The organism is Cryobacterium sp. M15, from assembly GCF_002929675.1.
GTDB lineage: Bacteria > Actinomycetota > Actinomycetes > Actinomycetales > Microbacteriaceae > Cryobacterium > Cryobacterium lyxosi.
Map to the genome: position 1 here is coordinate 37,328 of NZ_PJJW01000030.1, position 17,615 is coordinate 54,942.

The 17,615-nt window shown below is 66.7% G+C and carries 21 protein-coding genes; 8 read left to right on the top strand and 13 right to left on the bottom strand.

Features of this window, described 5'->3' with window-relative positions; all coding sequences use genetic code 11:
* Positions 1 to 133: 133 nt before the first annotated feature.
* From CXY83_RS03400 to CXY83_RS03425, 6 genes are read right to left on the bottom strand one after another with little or no spacing between them, the layout of a single operon-like run.
* On the bottom strand, positions 134 to 493 hold the full coding sequence (locus CXY83_RS03400; RefSeq protein WP_104195998.1) for a hypothetical protein: 360 nt from the start codon (positions 491 to 493) through the stop codon (positions 134 to 136).
* A gap of 31 nt (positions 494 to 524) precedes the next feature.
* A complete protein-coding gene (locus tag CXY83_RS03405) occupies positions 525 to 1,244 on the bottom strand; it encodes an SDR family NAD(P)-dependent oxidoreductase (RefSeq protein WP_104195999.1) in 720 nt (239 codons plus the stop codon).
* Positions 1,245 to 1,257: 13 nt separating this feature from the next.
* Complete coding sequence (locus CXY83_RS03410) at positions 1,258 to 2,022, bottom strand: SDR family NAD(P)-dependent oxidoreductase (RefSeq protein WP_104196000.1); 765 nt, start codon at positions 2,020 to 2,022, stop codon at positions 1,258 to 1,260.
* Positions 2,015 to 3,421 (bottom strand): MFS transporter, encoded by a 1,407-nt coding sequence (locus CXY83_RS03415; RefSeq protein ID WP_104196001.1) that lies wholly within the window; start codon positions 3,419 to 3,421, stop codon positions 2,015 to 2,017. Before CXY83_RS03415 ends, CXY83_RS03410 begins: the two co-directional genes overlap by 8 nt.
* The gene (locus CXY83_RS03420) at positions 3,418 to 4,308 is read right to left on the bottom strand and encodes a polysaccharide deacetylase (protein WP_104196002.1); all 891 of its coding nucleotides are present in this window, start codon (positions 4,306 to 4,308) and stop codon (positions 3,418 to 3,420) included. Before CXY83_RS03420 ends, CXY83_RS03415 begins: the two co-directional genes overlap by 4 nt.
* A gap of 19 nt (positions 4,309 to 4,327) precedes the next feature.
* A complete protein-coding gene (locus CXY83_RS03425) occupies positions 4,328 to 5,365 on the bottom strand; it encodes an asparaginase (protein WP_233200545.1) in 1,038 nt (345 codons plus the stop codon).
* A 214-nt stretch (positions 5,366 to 5,579) separates the two neighbouring features.
* Between CXY83_RS03425 and CXY83_RS03430 the strand changes: the two genes are divergently transcribed.
* The gene (locus tag CXY83_RS03430) at positions 5,580 to 6,617 is read left to right on the top strand and encodes a LacI family DNA-binding transcriptional regulator (RefSeq protein ID WP_104196003.1); all 1,038 of its coding nucleotides are present in this window, start codon (positions 5,580 to 5,582) and stop codon (positions 6,615 to 6,617) included.
* A 142-nt stretch (positions 6,618 to 6,759) separates the two neighbouring features.
* On the opposite strand, the gene CXY83_RS17590 is transcribed toward CXY83_RS03430, so the two are convergent.
* The 5 genes from CXY83_RS17590 to CXY83_RS03455 form a co-directional block, all read right to left on the bottom strand.
* A complete protein-coding gene (locus CXY83_RS17590; protein ID WP_158251820.1) occupies positions 6,760 to 6,927 on the bottom strand; it encodes a TOBE domain-containing protein in 168 nt (55 codons plus the stop codon).
* On the bottom strand, positions 6,914 to 7,987 hold the full coding sequence (locus CXY83_RS03440) for a sulfate/molybdate ABC transporter ATP-binding protein (protein ID WP_104196005.1): 1,074 nt from the start codon (positions 7,985 to 7,987) through the stop codon (positions 6,914 to 6,916). The genes CXY83_RS17590 and CXY83_RS03440 overlap by 14 nt, the downstream gene beginning before the upstream one ends.
* Positions 7,984 to 8,784 (bottom strand): ABC transporter permease, encoded by an 801-nt coding sequence (locus CXY83_RS03445; RefSeq protein WP_104196006.1) that lies wholly within the window; start codon positions 8,782 to 8,784, stop codon positions 7,984 to 7,986. Before CXY83_RS03445 ends, CXY83_RS03440 begins: the two co-directional genes overlap by 4 nt.
* A 133-nt stretch (positions 8,785 to 8,917) precedes the next feature.
* Positions 8,918 to 9,730 (bottom strand): molybdate ABC transporter substrate-binding protein, encoded by an 813-nt coding sequence (modA, locus tag CXY83_RS03450; protein ID WP_104196007.1) that lies wholly within the window; start codon positions 9,728 to 9,730, stop codon positions 8,918 to 8,920.
* Entirely contained in the window at positions 9,727 to 10,131 is a 405-nt protein-coding gene (locus CXY83_RS03455; protein WP_104196008.1) for a molybdopterin-binding protein, read from the bottom strand. Before CXY83_RS03455 ends, modA begins: the two co-directional genes overlap by 4 nt.
* A gap of 317 nt (positions 10,132 to 10,448) precedes the next feature.
* Here CXY83_RS03455 and CXY83_RS03460 point away from each other — a divergent pair, with 317 nt between their 5' ends.
* From CXY83_RS03460 to CXY83_RS03485, 6 genes are all read left to right on the top strand, one after another.
* Positions 10,449 to 11,747 carry a ThiF family adenylyltransferase gene (locus CXY83_RS03460; protein WP_104196009.1) on the top strand — a complete coding sequence of 433 codons (1,299 nt, stop codon included), beginning with the start codon at positions 10,449 to 10,451 and terminating at the stop codon, positions 11,745 to 11,747.
* A gap of 3 nt (positions 11,748 to 11,750) precedes the next feature.
* Entirely contained in the window at positions 11,751 to 13,118 is a 1,368-nt protein-coding gene (glp, locus tag CXY83_RS03465) for a gephyrin-like molybdotransferase Glp (protein ID WP_104196010.1), read from the top strand.
* Positions 13,115 to 13,624: a cyclic pyranopterin monophosphate synthase MoaC gene (moaC, locus tag CXY83_RS03470; RefSeq protein WP_233200547.1), complete on the top strand. Its 510-nt coding sequence runs from the start codon at positions 13,115 to 13,117 to the stop codon at positions 13,622 to 13,624. The genes glp and moaC overlap by 4 nt, the downstream gene beginning before the upstream one ends.
* A 139-nt stretch (positions 13,625 to 13,763) precedes the next feature.
* A complete protein-coding gene (locus tag CXY83_RS03475; RefSeq protein ID WP_104196011.1) occupies positions 13,764 to 14,444 on the top strand; it encodes a molybdenum cofactor guanylyltransferase in 681 nt (226 codons plus the stop codon).
* On the top strand, positions 14,441 to 14,713 hold the full coding sequence (locus CXY83_RS03480; protein ID WP_104196012.1) for a DUF6457 domain-containing protein: 273 nt from the start codon (positions 14,441 to 14,443) through the stop codon (positions 14,711 to 14,713). The genes CXY83_RS03475 and CXY83_RS03480 overlap by 4 nt, the downstream gene beginning before the upstream one ends.
* Positions 14,713 to 14,952, top strand: coding sequence for a MoaD/ThiS family protein (locus CXY83_RS03485; RefSeq protein WP_104196013.1), 240 nt, complete (start codon positions 14,713 to 14,715; stop codon positions 14,950 to 14,952). The genes CXY83_RS03480 and CXY83_RS03485 overlap by 1 nt, the downstream gene beginning before the upstream one ends.
* 75 nt (positions 14,953 to 15,027) lie before the next feature.
* On the opposite strand, the gene CXY83_RS03490 is transcribed toward CXY83_RS03485, so the two are convergent.
* Positions 15,028 to 15,450 (bottom strand): molybdenum cofactor biosynthesis protein MoaE, encoded by a 423-nt coding sequence (locus tag CXY83_RS03490; RefSeq protein ID WP_104196014.1) that lies wholly within the window; start codon positions 15,448 to 15,450, stop codon positions 15,028 to 15,030.
* Entirely contained in the window at positions 15,450 to 15,965 is a 516-nt protein-coding gene (locus tag CXY83_RS03495) for a molybdenum cofactor biosynthesis protein B (protein WP_104196015.1), read from the bottom strand. The genes CXY83_RS03490 and CXY83_RS03495 overlap by 1 nt, the downstream gene beginning before the upstream one ends.
* A gap of 159 nt (positions 15,966 to 16,124) precedes the next feature.
* Between CXY83_RS03495 and CXY83_RS03500 the strand changes: the two genes are divergently transcribed.
* The gene (locus CXY83_RS03500; protein WP_104196016.1) at positions 16,125 to 17,450 is read left to right on the top strand and encodes an MFS transporter; all 1,326 of its coding nucleotides are present in this window, start codon (positions 16,125 to 16,127) and stop codon (positions 17,448 to 17,450) included.
* Positions 17,451 to 17,615: the final 165 nt, after the last annotated feature.

A 17,615-nucleotide genomic window follows, 5' to 3' on the forward strand; every position in this document is an offset into this window, starting at 1 on the left:
TGTTATTGCTACGCTCCGACCAGACGTGTCCAGCCATGATGGTCACAATCCCGAAATCGCGCAGGCCATCGATTCCGGCCGAGCGCAGTCTTGTGTTGTTTACGTGGCGTAATCCTAAAACTTCGTGCCCCGATCAGCGGTGTGGCCCAACGAGCAAGCGTTGCCGCGTGAGCTCGAGCCCGAGGGCAACGACGCGCGCCGAAAGGCCCACGGGCCCTTCGGCGAGCACCCTCACCTCGAGCGCGTGCTGCAGCACCGACGCACTTCGGATGGGGAGCGCGCGCCAGATGTCAGCAACGGTGTGGCACAACAAGATCGAGCCCGTGGCGCTGGTCACCGACCATCCCGCGGCGAGCGCCGCGATGCGAGGTGCGCCGGGCACGCCGGCACAGACGGAGGACACCGTTCGCGCCACCAGAATGCGATTTCTGAGGGTGTGTTCGTTGCCCATCACCGGGTCGGGGTAGACCGTCGTGCCGCATGCTCCGCACATTTTTGGTTCCTGACTGACCTGACGGTCCGAGTTACTGCATCACGTCGCCGGAGTTGGGCCCGAGGGTCTGCCCCACATAGAGGTTTCCTCCCGGCTCACTCGCAAGCAGCAGCGCCGTCGGGGCGACTTCGGCCGCAACGCCGAACCGCCGAAGCGGCAATTCGGCGCGCTTGGCATTCTTCCAATCTTCGGAGATGCCCTGCACGAGCGGGGTCTCGATCGGGCCGGGAGCGATGCTGTTGACGAGCACGTTGTCGCTGGCAACTTCAAGCGCCAGCGATTTAGTCAGAGCCACGACCCCGGCCTTGGCCGCCGAATAGTGGCTCAGGCCGGTGCCACCCTTGATGGCGAGCTGGGAGGCGATATTGATGATGCGGCCCCATTTCTGTTGGCGCATCTCCCCCACCACCTCCCGGCAGCACAGGAACACCCCGGTGAGGTCGACCGAGAGAGTCTCGTTCCACATGGCGAGTGTCATGTCTTGCAGGGGCGACTCGGTGAGCAGGCCGGCACTGTTCACCAGAACGTCAATGGTGCCAAGTCGTTGGCGAGCGGTCGCGAAGGCCGCGCGCACGCTGTCTTCCTGCGACACGTCGACGTTGATCGCGTCAATGTCGGTGCCCGCGCGATCGAGGACGACCACGCGGTCACCGTTGGCGACAAATGCTTCAACGATCGCCCGGCCGATTCCGCTACTGCCGCCGGTGACGACGACTCCGCGGCCGGTGGACGCGCGATGGTGCAAGGTCATTTCTGTTCCATATCTAGGCGCGCATTTTCACGGTGAGTCCGCCGTCAACGATGAGGGACTGCCCGGTGACGTACCCGGCCTGCGAAGAAGTGAGAAACGCGATGACACTGGCCACTTCTGCCGGTGTACCCACGCGACCCCAGGGGATGTCCTTGCCGGCTCGGGCGAGTCCGTCCGGTCCCAGCGAATTGACCGGGTCGAGTGACTGCGGAGTTTCGATGAGTCCGGGAATGACCGCATTGGCCCGGATGCCCTGCGGCCCCAGTTCAACAGCCACACTGCGAATCAGACCGAGCACGCCGGCTTTCGCCGCAGCGTAGTGGGCATGACCCTCCCACCCGTAGACCGCGCCGGCGATCGAGGAGACCGCCACCATGGCGCCGCCCTCGGTCATGTGTTCGGCTCCGGCACGCAGCGTGCGCAGCACACCGGTGAGATCGACATCGAGCATGTCGGTCCACCGGGCATCCGTCATGTCAGCGAGGGATGAATGACGAAGAATGCCCGCGTTGGCGACGGCGTAGTCGAGGCGGCCGTACTCGTCGACCGCTCGTTGGGCGAAAGCGTCAACGGATGCCGTGCTGCGCACGTCAACTTCGTGCACGACGGCTTCGCCACCGGCATCTCGCACCAGCCGCAGTGTTTCCTGCGGGTCGTGCGGGTCGCCTGGGAAGGTGCCGATGACGCTGCGCACCCCCTCGCCGGCGTAATGCACGGCGAGGGCCCGACCGATGCCGCTAGCGGCTCCGGTGATGATGGCGACGCGGGCTTCAGACACGCTGGGCTTTCAGCTCGTTTTCCGGTGCGACAGCGAGGGGTGCTTCTGCCATGGGCTTGGCGGCGAACATGAGCACACCCGAGATGAGGGTGCCGAGGGCGCCGACCCAGAGCGCGGCGGTTCCCGTGTTGGATCCGGCGGCAACGGCGGTGAACAGCGCGCCACCAAGGACGATGCCGGGCTGGCTCATCGCGCCGATGAACGCGGTGCCGGTGGCGCGGCAGCTCACCGGGTAGCACTCGGCCATGAAGTACTGAATAGCTGCGTACGGGCCCACCAGAAAGAACAGGCCGGCGCCAAAGCTCGCCACGATGGTCACGGGGCTGTTCGCGAGGGGACTCAACATGATGGTGAAGGCGACCGATGCAAGGATCCAGCCGCTGATGATGGTGCGCTTGCGGCCGATCTTGTCGCCGAGCCACCCGTGGAAGACGTAGCCGAAGTAGGCCAGGGCGTTGATGATGATGAGCATCCAGAAGGCATCGGAGAGTTCGACGCCCTTGGCGTTCTTGAGAACGGAGCTGCCCAGAATGCTGAAGATCATGATGCCAAAGAAGTTGAAGATCCAGGCGAGCGAGAACACGATCGTGTTGCGGCGCAGCTTCGGCTCCCAGATGAGCTTGAGTGGTGCGGTCGAGGAATGCTCGACGCCGTACGACCCGGCGAGCAGGTGGGCTTCTTCGGTGCGCCCGGCCTTGTCGAGTCGGGTGAGTTCACTGTGCAGTTCGAACTGGGGAGTTTCTTTGAGCTTGCGTGCGATGGCCCAGACGATGAGGGCGGCGGGGATGGTGGCCATCAAATAGAGAGCACGCCAGCCGAAGGTCGGGAGAAAAGCCAGGGCGAGCGCACTGGCGAGCAGAAAGCCGAGCGGCCAGCCGCCCTGAATGAAGGAGTAGCTCAGGCCCGGGCGCTTGCGCTTCTTCTCGTCTTCGGTGACCTGGTAGACCTCGTTCATGTAGGTCGCGTTGACGGCCTGCTCGGAGAACCCGAGACCGCCAAAGGAACGCACGATCACGAGTAGGCCACTGCTCAGGAAGGCCATTCCGGTGGGGATGATAGCGGTGAGGCCGGACACGATGGCCGTGCCACCGACGGTGACCATCATGCCCTTGCGTCGTCCAAGGCGGTCGATGACCGGACCGACGCCGAAGCAGACGATCGCAGTTCCGACGGCGATCCAGGTGTTGATCGCGTAGGCTTCCGGCGCGGTCCAGCCAAAGGATTCCTGCATGGCGGGAAGGAGCGTGCCGAACAGTCCGTAGTCAAAGACGGCAACGGTCCAGGCCAACAGCGCCAGAATCGTGGCGGTGCGGGTCTGCTTCACGGTGAAGGCGGGAAAGCGACGTTTCTCGTTGACGGTCGCCGCCGTGAGATCGAGGGTGGGAGATTTCAGTTTCATGTGGAGGGAACCTTTCGGGGGGAACGGGCGAGGAACGAATCTGCAATCTGGTCGAAGGTGTTCCAGCTGACGCCTTCGTGGGAGTTGAAATGCTCGATGAGACGCTCGAGCATGAGGAGCACTTGCGGTCGTCCGGAGACGTCGGGGTGGATCGTCATCGTGAAGACGGCCTGATCCATTTCGCGGTAGACCCAGTCGAACTGGTCTTTCCACATCTGCTCGATATCGCGCGGATTCACGAAACCGTGTGAGTTGGGGGCGGCCTTGATGAACATCATCGGCGGCAGGTCATCGAGGTACCAGTTGGCGGGAATCTCCACCAGGTCGGTCTCGATGCCGCGCACGAGCGGCTCCATCCAGGTCTGGGCGTTCTGGGCGTAGTCGATCTTTTTCCAGCTGTCACCGACACGCACGTAGTAGGGCTCGAAGTCATTGTGCATGAGCGAGTGGTCGTACTTGATGCCGCGTTCGAGCAGAATTTCGTTCGTCACCGTCGAGAATTCCCACCACGGGGCGACATACCCGGTGGGGCGGCGGCCCGAGACGTTTTCGATCAGTTCGATGGATCGGTCCAGGATCGTGGTCTCCTGTTCGCGGGTCATCGCGATCGGGTTCTCGTGGGAGTAGCCGTGCACGCCCATTTCGTGGCCCGCGGCAACGATCATGCGGGTGAGCTCGGGAAAGGTCTCGATGGAGTGCCCTGGAACGAACCAGGTGGTGGGCAGGTCGTACTTGTCGAACAGGCGAATAAGACGCGGCCCACCGACCTCGCCGCTGAACATGCCGCGCGAGATGTCGCATGGGGAATCTTCGCCGCCGTAGGAACCGAGCATGCCGGCGACAGCGTCGACGTCTACTCCAAATGCAATCTGGATATCTTTTTTCATATCTGTGCCTTTCGTTGCACTAACAAATTTGGGTGGACTCGACGATGGCTGCCCCGTACAGGGCAAACGCGTCGGCGATCTCGTCATGATTGCGATCGAGCTGCAGCAGAAGGCTGAGCAGAATCAGCGATTGTGAGGGCCGCAGCAGGCCAGTGGGGATGGCACCGGCCGCGACGAGGTCTCGTCCTCCGCCGGCACCGTAGATCGGGAGGACCGGGCCGGCACCCACCCGGGTGCTCGTCACCACGACGGTGCCGGCCGCGGCGGCCGCGGTGACGGCGGCGCACAGGGCGGGGTTGCCGTTGCCGCTTCCCGTCGCTTGCAACACGATTCCGCTGGCCCCGGCAGCCACGGATGCCTGCAGCAAGATTCCGTCAGCCCCCGGATAGGCAGACACCACGTCGACGCGCCTGGCCTGGCGGGGAGGGATGGGCGGGAGCGGGAGCGGGGGCATCCGCTGGTTATGGCGGGTGATGACGACGTCACCGGTGGCGGTCAAAAAACCGGCCGAGCCAAAGTCGGGGTTGGTGAAGGCATGAAGCGCGAAGGTCTGTGCTTTGCGCACGCCGTGGGCGGGGAATATCTCGCCGGCGAAAACGATCAACACGCCGAGGTCTGCTGCCGCAGGTGATCCAGCGACCGCGATCGCATCGGCGAGGTTGCCGGGGCCGTCGGGGTCGGCGGCGTCGGCGGATTTTTGCGCCCCGGTAAAGACCACCGGGCTCACGTGGTCGTGGGTGAGGTCGGCCAGGTAGGCGGTCTCTTCCATCGTGTCAGTGCCGTGCGTGACGACGACCCCCCGCACCGATGGGTCGGCGAGGGCAATCTTGATCTGCGCGCAGATCGCGATCATGTCGACGAGAGTGAGCAGGTAGGACCCCTCACAGGCGACGTCGACGACCCGCACGGGGTAGGCCGGGGCTGTGGCCAGACCGCCGAGAACTTGGGCACCGGCGTCGGCGGCAACCGCGGCACCGCCTTCCGCAGAGTGGGCGCGCGACGAGATTGTTCCCCCGGTCGCCAGCAACACCACGTGGGTGCCGGCACGATCTGTCATTATTTTCTCCGAGGGTCGGTACCCAAACGATTGGGTTTCTTGATGAAAGAGTAGATACCCAATGTTTCGGCCGACTGCACGCGTCATTGCGGGTACGTAACGCTCACTACCCAATCGTTTGGGTAGTGAGGTTGTCAAACTATAGAATGAGATCGACAGGCAAGTCAAGCTTCGTATCCGGCTCTCTCGGATCACGGAAACTGGAGACAGCGACATGACAGGCATCGGACCGGGGTCCGTCACCCTAAAAGATCTGGCCGCCGAACTCGGCCTGCACCCGTCGACCGTGTCACGGATCCTGCACGGGAAAGCTGACACGGCACGCGGCGCGGCCGCGCCGGTGACGGCCCAACGTGTGCGTGACCTCGCCAAGAAGGTGGGCTACTCCCCCGACCCCCAGGCCACGAGCCTGCGCACGCGGCGCACGCATCTTCTCGGAGTTATCGTTCCGCGTCTTTCCGACCTCGTGCTTGCGGTTATGTACGAAGGGATCGACGAGGCAGCCGACGACGCGAACTATTCCACATTCGTCATGAACTCTCGTGACGATACATTGATACAGCGGCGCAAGATGGAAATCATGCTGTCTCGGCGGGTAGATGGCCTCATCATCGGTGACGCGCACCTTGACGGCAATATTCTCGACGATCTCACCGAACGCAAGGTGCCGTTCGTGCTCATGAACCGCGCCATTGCCGGCTTTGCATCAGCCACCTGCGATGACGTCCTTGGCGGAGCTCTGGTGGCACAGCACCTCTGGGACCAGGGCCACCGCGATGTTTCCATCATCGCTGGTGAACCCTACGCCAGCACTGGGGTCGATCGCACGCACGGTTTCGTCTCCCGGTTTCGCGCGCTCGGCGGAACAATCCCCGAGAGCGCCATCGTGTGGTCGCGCTTCGACACAACGGGCGGGCACACTGCGGCGGATAGCATTCTGCGAGGCACACATCGTCGCCCCAGTGCGATCTTCGCGGTCAACGACTTCGCGGCCATCGGCGCCATGGGCGCGGCAAATTCTCACGGATTGCACGTGGGCCGCGATCTGGCAATTGTCGGATTCAATGACACGTCGCTGGCCGCGCAACTGCCCATCGCGCTGTCGTCGGTGCGATCGCCGATGCACGACATCGGCCGGGTCGCCGTGAAGTTGCTCCTCGGCGTGCTGAACGGAGACGCCGTGGAGTCGGTCAAACTCCTTCCTGTTTTATGCGTGCGAGACAGCAGTGATTTCACGTGGGCGGCGGGGTAAGAGACGGTTCCTACCCGAAAACGGTGAGGCTCCCCCGGCTACTTGGATGGTGCCACGTCACAGGTGACGCTCTCCGGCACACCATCGTGAAATACCTTTTTTCTCAACGCTGACCCCGTCCCTGGTACCCGGAACGTAAACGTTAGCGACGGTAGGCACTCACATCGGTGGCCTTGACCGAAAGCCAAACCGTCGAGCCCACCTGCAGGCCGAGGTCGGCAACCGCGGCGGGGGTCAGCTCCGCGATGACCTCCGGGTCGCCGCTCGTGCGCAGGCGCACTCCGCCCGTGCCCGGCTCAATGCCTCTCACCCGGGCCGACCAGACGTTGCGGGAGCTCGCGTGATGGGGCCGTTCCGTGAGCACGACGACGGATGCCGGGCGAAAGACGGCCGCGGCGGGCGCGGGGGCTTCTGCTGCGGGGGCTGCGGGCGCGGGGGCTGCTGCGGCGGGGGCTGCTGCGGCAGGGGTCGCGGGCGACAGGGCCGCGGCATCCGCTGGGCGCACCCAGAACATGCGGCNGGGTCGCGGGCGACAGGGCCGCGGCATCCGCTGGGCGCACCCAGAACATGCGGCCGTCTGGGGCGACGACCGCGCCGTTCTGCGCGGTGCCCACCACGAGATTGACGCCGGCGAGGGCCGCGACGAAGGGGTTCTGCGGGGCCGCGAGCACCGCTGCGGTCGTGCCTTCGTCGATGAGCGCGCCGTGGTGCAGTACGGCGACGCGGTGGGCGAGCACGACGGCGTCGACGATATCGTGGGTGACGATGATGGCGCTGGTGCCGGTTTCGGCAAGCTGCTCGCGGATGAGTTGACGGATGAACGGTGCTGTTTCCGCGTCGAGGGCGGCCATCGGCTCGTCGAGCAGGAGAACACGAGGGCCGGCCGCGAGGGCTCGGGCGAGGGCGACGCGCTGCTGCTGCCCGCCGGAGAGGGCGCCCGGCAAGCTGTTGCCGAGGCCGGCCAGGCCGACCCGGTCGAGCCAGCGGTCAGCCTGCACCCGGGCCGAGGCGGCGTTCAGTCGCGCTTCGCCGACCCGGAGCGCGAAGGCCACGTTGGCGCGGGCACTCAGGTGCGGAAAGAGCAGGGGCTCTTGTCCGAGCAGGCCGATAGCGCGATTCTCGGGTGCCACGAGCCGACCGGGCGCGGTGAGGGTCGCGCCATCGAGGGTGATGGTTCCGGTATCGGGGGTGGCCAGTCCGGCGAGCAGGTCGAGCACGGTCGACTTGCCCGAGCCGTTCGGGCCCAGGAGGGCCAGCACCTCGCCGGGCGCGAGCGTGAGTTGCACGTCGAGGGTGAACCCGCCTCGGGTGAGTTGTAGGTTCGCAGCGAGAAGCGTGGTGGCGGCGTCCTGGCCGAGGGTGGCGGTCACGAGAGTACGCTCGCCCGGCGGGTTCCGACCAGCACGAGGATGATCACAGCGACCGCGATCAACAGCAGTGACAAGGCGACAGCCTGGTCGGTCGTCACGCCCGAACCGTTGAAGGCGGTGTAGATGGCAAGGGGCATGGTGCGGGTGACTCCCACCTGGTTGCCGGCGAATAGGGCGGTCGCACCGAATTCGCCGAGCGCGCGGGCGAAGCTCAAAACGGTGCCGGCGAGAAGTCCGGGGGCGACGAGCGGCAGCGTGATGCGCGCGAAGACCGTGCCGCGACCGGCGCCGAGGGTCGCGGCGACACGCTCGTAGCGGATGCCGGCTGTGCGCAGGGCGCCCTCGACCGCGATCACCAGGAACGGCAGGGCCACGAAGGTTTGTGCGATGACGACCGCCGCGGTCGTGAAGGGAAGGCGCAGCCCGGCAAGTTCGAGGGTGTTGCCGAGTACGCCACCGCGGCCGAGCAGGGAGAGCAGCGCGATGCCGCCGACGAGCGGCGGCAGCACGAGCGGCACGGTGACGAGCGCCCGCAGCAGACCGGCTGCACGCGGCTGCGACCGCGCGATGACGACGGCGAGCGGCACGCCGAGAAGCAGGCAGAGCAGCGTCGAAACGGATGCTGTCACCAGCGACAATCCCAGCGGCTGCAGGGCCTCAGGTGAGAGCAGCAGGGCGGGCAGGGCGGCCCAGTCGACCTTGAGCAAGAGCCCAGCGAGCGGCAGCACGAGCAGGGCGAGACCGATGCTCGCGGGCAGATAGAGCAGGCGCGGGATCACGCGCGACACCTCTTGGATTCGTTCGCGTTCGCGGCTCCGTTCCGGGTGTCGTTCCGGGTGTCGTTCCGGGCTCGGGCCCGGGCCCGGAACGTGGGCCCAGGTTCTAACCTGGGCCCACGGTCACAAGGTGGGCCCAGACGAACCAGAACCCTCACGGGGCAAGAAAGCCGTGGGCGGCGAGCACGGCCTGACCGGCTGGGGAGAGGACCAGGTCGACGAAGGCCTGGGCGGCCTCGGCGTGCGCGCTGTCAGCGACGACCGCGATCGGATAGTGCCCGACGACCGCATCCGCTCCAGCCGGCGTCACGCCCTGGATGCGGTCGGGATTGGCGGCGACGTCCGTGGCGTAGACGAGGCCGGCATCCGCTTCGCCGCCGGCGATCTTGGTGACGACGGCCGTCACATTCTGTTCCTCGCTGGCGGGTGTGAGGCTGACGCCCGCGTTGGCAAGCAAGGCAGCGGATGCCGCGCCGCACGGCACCTGCGCCGCGCACAGCACGGTGATCACGCCGGGGCGGGCGAGATCTTTCAGGGTCGCGATCTTGAGCGGGTTGCCGGGGGCGACCGCAATGCGCAGGGTGTTGCCGGCGAACAGCGTGGCGGGGCCGACCAGCGCTTCGTCGCCGAGCGGCTGCATATTCTTCTGGTCGGCACTGGCGAACACGTCGGCGGGGGCGCCGGCCGCGATCTGGGTAGCGAGGGTGGAGGATCCGTCGTAGGTGACCTGCACGTCGACGGCCGGATTCTCGTGTTCGAGCAGGGTGGCGAGCTCGTCGAAGGCGCCGGTCAGGGACGCGGCGGCGTAGACACTGAGGGTCTGGGACGCCAGCCCCTGACCGGTCGGCTCATCGGTGCTCGAGGTGTTCGAGGTGTTCGAGGTGTTCGAGGTGTTCGAGGGTGCACAGCCGGTGAGGGCCAGGGCGAGCACGGCCAGAACGGCCAAGGCCTGCGGGAGGCGGCTCACGGCATCCGTCCCGGAGTTTCGACGATCACGTTGGTGGCCTTGATCACGGCGACGCTGAGCGAGCCGACCTCGAGGCCGAGTTCGCGCACGGCCTCACTCGACATGAGCGAAACTACGCGGTGCGGGCCGCACTGCAGTTCGACCTGGGCCATGACCGTGTCCAGGGTGATGGCGGTGACGATGCCGACGAATCGATTGCGGGCACTGCGCCCCACGCTCGACGGGTCGGTCGGGGTGCTCGCCTGGTCGACCGCGAAGGCCGCGAGCGCGGTTCCGTCGACCGCGAGGCGACCGGTGGCGTCGGCATCCGCTGCGAGACGGCCACCGTCGACCCAGCGTCGTACGGTGTCGTCGCTGACGCCGAGCAGCTCGGCGGCCTCACTGATCCGATATTGCGTCATAAATGGCACGATAGCACCGCATGTGCGGTCTCAACCCATCCGGCGGTCCCGGAAACCACGCCTAGCTGGTCCCGGAAACCACGCCCAGCTGGCCCAGGAACCACGCCCAGCTAACCCGGAAACCACGGCGGGCTGTCCTGCGCCATGCGCATAACTCCTGCAAATTGCTCAGCCCGACCGGTACGAACCGCTCAGATAGGGGCAGAGTGACGGCGACGACGACAGATTGCAGGAGTTATGCCTCTGCGCAGGGCGGTTCGGCAACGCTCTTCCCCGAGCTGGTGGCCGCGGGGCCGCGCAGCGCCTAGCGTTAAGTCATGGCTATTCCTCCCCTTGTCGAGCCCGTTGATCGGCTCACCGCCTCCGAAACCGTGCGTACCGCCCGCCAGCGCCGCCTCCCCCAGCTCAATGAACTCGGTCAGCGCCGCCTCGCCAACGCCCGGGTGCTCGTGCTCGGCGCCGGTGGACTCGGCTCCCCCGCCCTGCTCTACCTCGCAGCGGCCGGCGTGGGCACCATCGGTATCGTCGACGATGACGACGTGGAACCGAGCAACCTGCAGCGCCAGATCGTTCACGGGCAAGCGGATGTCGGCCATCCCAAGGTAGACAGCGCCGCCGAGCGCGTCGCCGAGATCGCTCCGGAAACCACGGTCGTCCGGCACTCCGAGCGTCTCGTGGCGAGCAACGCGGCCGAGATCATCGGCGGCTACGACATCGTCATCGACGGCACCGACAACTTTCCCACCCGGTTCCTCGTCAACGACACCTGCGCGCGGCTGGGGCTGCCGCTGGTGTGGGCATCCGTTTTGCGGTTCGACGCCCAGCTCTCGGTATTCTGGGCCACTCCGCCGGCTGGCAGCGGCATCACCGGAGTGCACCTGCGCGACTTGTTCCCGACGCCACCGGCCGAGGGCGAGGTGCCCAACTGCGCCGACGCCGGTGTGCTTGGCGCGCTGTGCGGCCAGGTCGGATCGCTCATGGCGACCGAAACCATCAAGCTCATCACCGGAATCGGCTCGCCCCTGATCGGTCGGGTGCTCGTGATCGACGCGCTATCGGGTCGGTTCAACGAGATTCCCCTGCTCGGAACCGGCATTGCCGCGGAGCCGACCGCCGCCGAGATTGCCGCCGAGCGTTCAGCCGAGCTCGCCCAAGCGGCCCTGAAGAGCACCCCCGAGGTCTCGAGCGTGGAGCTTGTCAACCGCCTCGCCGCGCAGAGCGCCGGCACCGACAATTTTCTCGTCGTGGACGTGCGCGAGCCGAATGAATTCGCCGAAAGCTCGATTCCAACGGCCCGGCTTTTGCCCATCGGTGAGCTTCTCACCGATGGGGCGCTCTCAGACAGTGGCCGCGCCGCGCTGCCTCAAGACACGCCACTGATTTTGCATTGCCACGCCGGCGGCCGGGCCGCCCGCGCCGCGAACGCGCTGCGTGAGGCGGGATTCACCGATGTTTCGGTGCTCACCGGCGGGATCCTCGCCTGGGATGACCTCGTCACCGCCGGGGGCGCCTCGGGTATCGGCAGCCGCTGGGATTCACCAGAGCCCGTCCCCACCAGGCAGCACGCCTCGGCGGGCGACGACGGCACCACCGACCAGTCAGACAGTCTGGTCTAGCCGGTGACCGACACGGAACGCACACACGGGCACACGCACACCGAGCGGGCGGATGCCTGCGCACCCGCCGCATCCGCACGCAGCGTTGCCGAGCAGCTCGCGATCGTGCTCGGCAGTGTCGATCCCCTGCCGCCGGTGCGGGTCGAGCTCGACGAGGCCCGTGGGCTCGTATTGGCCGAAGACATACTCACGGTGACCGACACGCCTCCCTTCGACAACTCCGCGATGGACGGCTACGCCGTTATCCGCGCCGATCTGCTCGAAGCATCCGCTCAGAACCCGATCACCCTGCCCGTCGTGGCCGACCTCGCCGCCGGCACGGACCAGAACCCGCGCCTGGTCCCCGGGCAGGTCGCGCGGATCATGACGGGCGCGCCCATTCCCGACGGTGCCGATGCCGTCGTGCCGATCGAAGACACCGACCAGGGCACCGAGCAGGTCACCATCCTTCAGGCGCCCAAGCCCGCAGCGCACATACGCCGGGCTGGCGAAGACGCCCACGCCGGCGACCGGGTGCTGCGCGCGGGCAGCGTGCTCTGGCCCACCCGGGTCGCCGCAGCGGCGAGCGCCGGAACCAGCTCTGTTCTCGTGCACCCCGCTCCTCGGGTGGCCGTCATCTCCACCGGCAGCGAACTCGTCACTCCCGGCAGCCCGACGCGTCGCGGCCAGATTCCCGATTCCAACTCCTTTCTGCTATCGGCGGCCGTCGCCGAGGCCGGCGCGATTCCCGTACGGATCGGCGCCGTGCCCGACGACGACGATGTGCTGCGGGCGGTGTTGACCGAGCTGGCCGGCCAGGTCGACGTGATCGTGCTCTCCGGCGGGGTGAGCGTTGGAGCGTACGACGTGGTCAAAGCCGTGCTGAAGCCGCTCGGCACCGTCGACTTCGGACCAGTCAAGATGCAACCCGGTAAGCCGCAGGGGTTCGGACGCTGGCCCGCCACCGACAGTGTGCCCGGACCGCTGATCTTCGCCCTGCCCGGCAACCCGGTCAGCGCCTACGTGTCCTTCGAGGTGTTCGTGCGACCCGCGCTGCGGCGTCTGCTCGGCCAGGAGACCCTGCATCGGCGCACCGTCACCGCTACGGTCGTCGATGGCTGGCGTTCCCCGCCCGGACGTGCCCAGTACATGCCCGTCATCCTCACGCGCCGCACCATTGACGCCGACAGCACAGACGGCAGCACAGACGGCAGCACAGACGGCAGCACAGACGGCAGCCCAGACAACATCGAGGCACGCCCAGCTTCTCGCGGCGGGTCGGGTTCGCACCTCGTCGCCGGCCTCGCGCAGGCTAACGGGCTCGCCATCGTTCTCGAAGACACGACTCACATTCGCGGCGGCGACCTCATCACTGTCATGCTGACATCATGACGCACACCACCGACACGACCGGAGCGACTATGGCCGCACAGCTGTTCACCCACCTCGACTCGGCCGGACAGGCTCGTATGGTCGACGTAACCAACAAGGTTCCGACCGTGCGCAGCGCCACCGCCGCCGGTTTCGTGCGCTGCGGCGCGACAGTGATCGCCGCCCTCCGTGACGGCACCGCGCCCAAGGGCGACGTGCTCGCCGTGGCCCGTATCGCCGGAATCCAGGGCGCCAAGAAAACCGCCGACCTGCTCCCCCTGGCCCATGTGATCGGCGTACACGGCGCCGTCGTCGACCTCGTCGTTGACGATGACGGCGTCAGCATCACCGCCACCGTGCGCACCGCCGACCGCACCGGCGTCGAAATGGAAGCGTTCACCGCCGTCACGGTCGCTGCCCTCGCGGTCGTCGATATGGTCAAGGGCCTCGATAAATCCGTCACGATCGAAAACGTGCGCCTCCTCGCCAAGAGCGGCGGCAAGAGCGGCGACTGGCTGCGCGCTTGACCCGGCGCGATTCCGGCACATCCTTCGCTCCAAACGGATGCCCCGCCATCATCACGGGCGCGCCCCGTTTCGGTAGCCGCTATACCGGTTACCGGAGCGCGCACCGAAATCGGGCGCTCCCCTCCGCTGGGCAGGCGACATGAGTGCACCTGCAGGCGCCACTGTCGATTTACTCGTGCTCGCCGGCGGCCGCGGCCGCCGACTCGGCGGCGCACTCAAGCCCGCGGTCGAAGTGGCCGGGCGCACCCTGCTCTCCCGGGTTCTCGACGCCCGCCCGGCCGCCCGGAACGCCGTCGTCGTCGGCCCGCCCGCCGCCCGGCCCGCCGCCGGCGACCTACCGGACGACGCCCTGGTCTGGGCCCTGGAGGATCCTCCGTTCGGCGGCCCGGTGGCCGGCATCGCGGCTGGCCTCACAGCCCTTGCGGCGAACGCCGATGCACCCGCCGATTGGGTGCTCGTACTCGCCTGCGATCTGCCCTGGGGAGCGGATGCCGCCCGCCTGCTCGTCGCGGCAGCATCCGCTGCCGAGACCATCGGTGAACAGACCGAGGGCGTGCATCTCACCGACGACACCGGCCACGCCCAATGGCTTGCCGGGATTTACCGGGCACCCGCCCTGCGCGCCGCCGTGGACCGACTGGGCACTCACGTGAATGGTGCCAGCATGCGTGAGCTGCTCGCGCGACTCAACCTCACGGGGCTGCTGGACGAATCCGAAGCCGGCGCTGACGTGGACACGTGGGAAGATGTTGAGAGCAGCACCGCTCGCTTGACCGGTGCTCCGACAATTCAGCCCGACCAAAGGAGTGACCCCGAATGAGCTCTACACCGTTGCCTCCCGAAGCGCTCGACGAGTGGCTCACGGCCCTCGCCGATCGGCTGCAGCTCGACCCGGCCGACGTGCCGGTGGGCGACCTGCTCGACGCAGCCCGCGACATTGCCCACAACGTGGCCCGGCCGGCCGCTCCCCTGAGCACCTTTCTGATCGGCCTCGCCGCCGCGAAGAACGGTGGAACGGGCACCGATATTGAAGCTGCCTGCGCCGCCGCGAGCGAACTCGCCCGCGACTGGGCACCCGAGAAGCTCTGATGGCGACCCTGCGATTCTTTGCCGGCGCAGCCGAGGCCGCCCAGACCGACACGGCCACGCTCAACGCGGGCACGATCGGCGAGTTGCGCGCCGAGCTCGCTGAGCGCTACGGCACCGAGTTCATGCGCGTACTCGAGCTGTGTTCCCTGCTGGTGAACGGCGCCCGCGCCGGTGATGACGCGGTCACGCTCGCACCCACCGACGCGGTCGACGTGCTCCCACCCTTCGCCGGCGGCTGACCACCCGGTTTTCCGTACGCGACTTCCAAGATGTACCCCGTCGCTTCGGCCCTCGTAGTTCCTGACCGGTCGAAGCTATAAACCGACCCAGGAATGCGTTCCGTCAACCTCGTACTGCTTCTTCCAGATCGGCACCTCTGCCTTCACGGCCTCGACGAGACTCTCACAGGCCGCGAAGGCGTCGCCGCGGTGCGCGCTCGCCACGACCGCCACGAGGGCGAGGTCACCGACCTCAAGGTGTCCGATGCGATGGCTGACCGCCAGTACCACCAGCGGATGCTTCCCCCGCACCCGGTCAGCGATCTCACCGATGATGCGCCCCGCGTCGGGATGCGCACTGTAGTCGAGGCCCGTGACGCGGCCGGAAGCATCCGGATCATGATCGCGCACCTGCCCGATAAACGTCACCACTGCCCCGTGGGTCGCATCGGACACCGCCGACAGGTGTTCACTTACGTCGAGCAGCGACTCGGTGACCAGGGCGAAGCCAGCAGCCATCAGTGGTCCCCCCCGTCGAGCTGGTCGATGATGTGCCGCACGAGCGGCGCAAGGATGGCCACACCGTCGCGCACCGCGCCGGTGGAACCGGGCAGGTTCACGACCAACGCACCGTTGTTGCCGACCGAATCGGCGATGCCGGCGATACCGCGGGACAGCACCGCGGTGGGGATCGTCGCGGCGCTCAGCGCGCGCATCCGCTCGGAGATTCCCGGCAGAATAGTGTGGATCACGGTCGTCGTGCCCTCGGGTGTGAGGTCGCGCGCCGACACGCCGGTGCCACCGGTCGTCACGACGAGGCGAGCGCCATCGCCGAGCGCTGCCAAGATCGCTCCCGCCACACTCTCGATGCCGTCGGGCACCACCCGCGGTGGCCCGCACGGAATGCCGACCTCCGCAAGCGCATCGACGGTGGCCGGTCCCGACCGGTCTTCGCGCTCCCCGCGCGACGAGCGATCAGACACGGTGATCACGACGGCCCCGAGTTCGGCACCAAGCTTGAGCTGAGTTTTCACCGTTCTACACTACCGCGACGCAGCCCGAGCGGTCCGGTACCGGCATCCGCTCTGGGCCGAATTCATTTATCACGGTGTTTGCGCGGTGCACGCCGATCGGCAAACGAACAGGCTGGTTACGCAGCGGGCCGTATGCCCGACAACCATCCGAGGAAGCCCATGTCAACCGTCTTACCACCACGCGTTACGTCCACGCTGAAGCCGGACCTCTCCAATTGGGATCCGGAACACGACGAAACGTGGGATTCGCGCCTTGCCTGGCGCACCCTGTGGATCACGACTTTCAGCATGACCCTGGGCTTCGCGGCCTGGTACCTGGTCAGCGCTATCGCCCCACGGCTCAACGACATCGGCTTCGACCTCGGCACCAGCCAGCTGTACTGGCTGGTCGCGCTGCCAGGCCTCGCCGCCGGCCTGTTGCGACTCATCTTCATGTTTTTACCGCCGATTCTCGGCACCCGCGTACTCGTCGCCCTGTCGAGCGCCCTGCTGCTGCTGCCGATGATCGGCTGGACCCTCGTCGCCCGCGACGCATCCACCCCCTACTGGGTGCTGCTGGCACTCTCGTTCGCCGCGGGTATCGGCGGCGGCAGCTTCTCGGGGTTCATGGCGTCGACGAGCTATTTCTTTCCCAAGCGCCTGGCCGGAACGGCCCTCGGCCTGCAGGCGGGGCTCGGCAACTTCGGCATCGGTCTCATTCAGCTGCTCACTCCGTGGGTGGTCGGTTTCGGCCTGCTCGGCACTGCCGCCCTCACCCCGGAGAGCGACTCGAACGGTGAACTGGTCTGGCTGCACAACGGCGGGCTCGTGCTCATCCCCTGGGTGATCTTCGCGATCGTCCTCGCCCTCCTCTGTCTCAAGCGTGTGCCGATCAAGGCCAACTTCACCGAGCAGCTCGACATCTTCACGGTCAAGCACACCTGGATCATGACCGCCATCTACCTCATGAGCTTCGGCGCATTCAGCGGCCTGGCCGCGCAGATGGGCCTGATCATTCTCAACGTGTACGGCGATTTTCCGGATGCTCCCAACCCGCTCGCTTTTGCCTTCATCGGCCCCGTCGTCGGCGCCCTCGTGCGCGCGGCCTCTGGCCCGCTCTGCGACCGGTTCGGCGGCGCCATCTTCACCTTCATCGGCGGCGCAGGCATGGCCGTCGGCACCACCGTCACGGTATTCTTTCTCACCCCGACGAGCGTCGACGAGTTCGACGGCTTTCTCACCGGCATGATCATCATCTTCTTCTTCTCCGGGCTGGCCAATGCCGGAACGTTCAAACAGATGCCGATGATCTTTCCCAAGCGGCAGGCCGGCGGAGCGATCGGCTGGACAGCGGCGATCGCCGCCTTCGGACCGTTCATCGTCGGTATGGCCCTCACCGGCATGAGCCCGACCACCTTCTTCATCGGCTGCTCCGCCTTCTGCGTGCTCTGCACCGGGCTCGCCTGGTTCTATTACGCGCGTCCCGGTGCCCCCAACCCGAGCTGACGCTCCCTCCATCGACCCGAAGCCTCCTCCTCCTCCAGCGGGGGGCTTCGGGTTTTTCCTGCCAGCAGGGGGTCATACTGAAATGAGGAGGTCACCGATGACCAAAAATGAAGAACCAGTAGGCGGTGACCCGGTCTGCTGGCTCGAACAGGTTTGCCCGGAGTG

Excerpts from the sequence above, each read along its gene's own strand:
- CXY83_RS03400 (WP_104195998.1), bottom strand. The coding sequence starts at position 493 with ATGTGCGGAGCATGCGGCACGACGGTCTACCCCGACCCGGTGATGGGC.
- CXY83_RS03405 (WP_104195999.1), bottom strand. The coding sequence starts at position 1,244 with ATGACCTTGCACCATCGCGCGTCCACCGGCCGCGGAGTCGTCGTCACC.
- CXY83_RS03415 (WP_104196001.1), bottom strand. The coding sequence starts at position 3,421 with ATGAAACTGAAATCTCCCACCCTCGATCTCACGGCGGCGACCGTCAAC.
- CXY83_RS03420 (WP_104196002.1), bottom strand. The coding sequence starts at position 4,308 with ATGAAAAAAGATATCCAGATTGCATTTGGAGTAGACGTCGACGCTGTC.
- CXY83_RS03425 (WP_233200545.1), bottom strand. The coding sequence starts at position 5,365 with ATGACAGATCGTGCCGGCACCCACGTGGTGTTGCTGGCGACCGGGGGA.
- CXY83_RS03430 (WP_104196003.1), top strand. The coding sequence starts at position 5,580 with ATGACAGGCATCGGACCGGGGTCCGTCACCCTAAAAGATCTGGCCGCC.
- CXY83_RS03455 (WP_104196008.1), bottom strand. The coding sequence starts at position 10,131 with ATGACGCAATATCGGATCAGTGAGGCCGCCGAGCTGCTCGGCGTCAGC.
- CXY83_RS03460 (WP_104196009.1), top strand. The coding sequence starts at position 10,449 with ATGGCTATTCCTCCCCTTGTCGAGCCCGTTGATCGGCTCACCGCCTCC.
- moaC (WP_233200547.1), top strand. The coding sequence starts at position 13,115 with ATGACGCACACCACCGACACGACCGGAGCGACTATGGCCGCACAGCTG.
- CXY83_RS03475 (WP_104196011.1), top strand. The coding sequence starts at position 13,764 with ATGAGTGCACCTGCAGGCGCCACTGTCGATTTACTCGTGCTCGCCGGC.
- CXY83_RS03480 (WP_104196012.1), top strand. The coding sequence starts at position 14,441 with ATGAGCTCTACACCGTTGCCTCCCGAAGCGCTCGACGAGTGGCTCACG.
- CXY83_RS03485 (WP_104196013.1), top strand. The coding sequence starts at position 14,713 with ATGGCGACCCTGCGATTCTTTGCCGGCGCAGCCGAGGCCGCCCAGACC.
- CXY83_RS03490 (WP_104196014.1), bottom strand. The coding sequence starts at position 15,450 with ATGGCTGCTGGCTTCGCCCTGGTCACCGAGTCGCTGCTCGACGTAAGT.
- CXY83_RS03500 (WP_104196016.1), top strand. The coding sequence starts at position 16,125 with ATGTCAACCGTCTTACCACCACGCGTTACGTCCACGCTGAAGCCGGAC.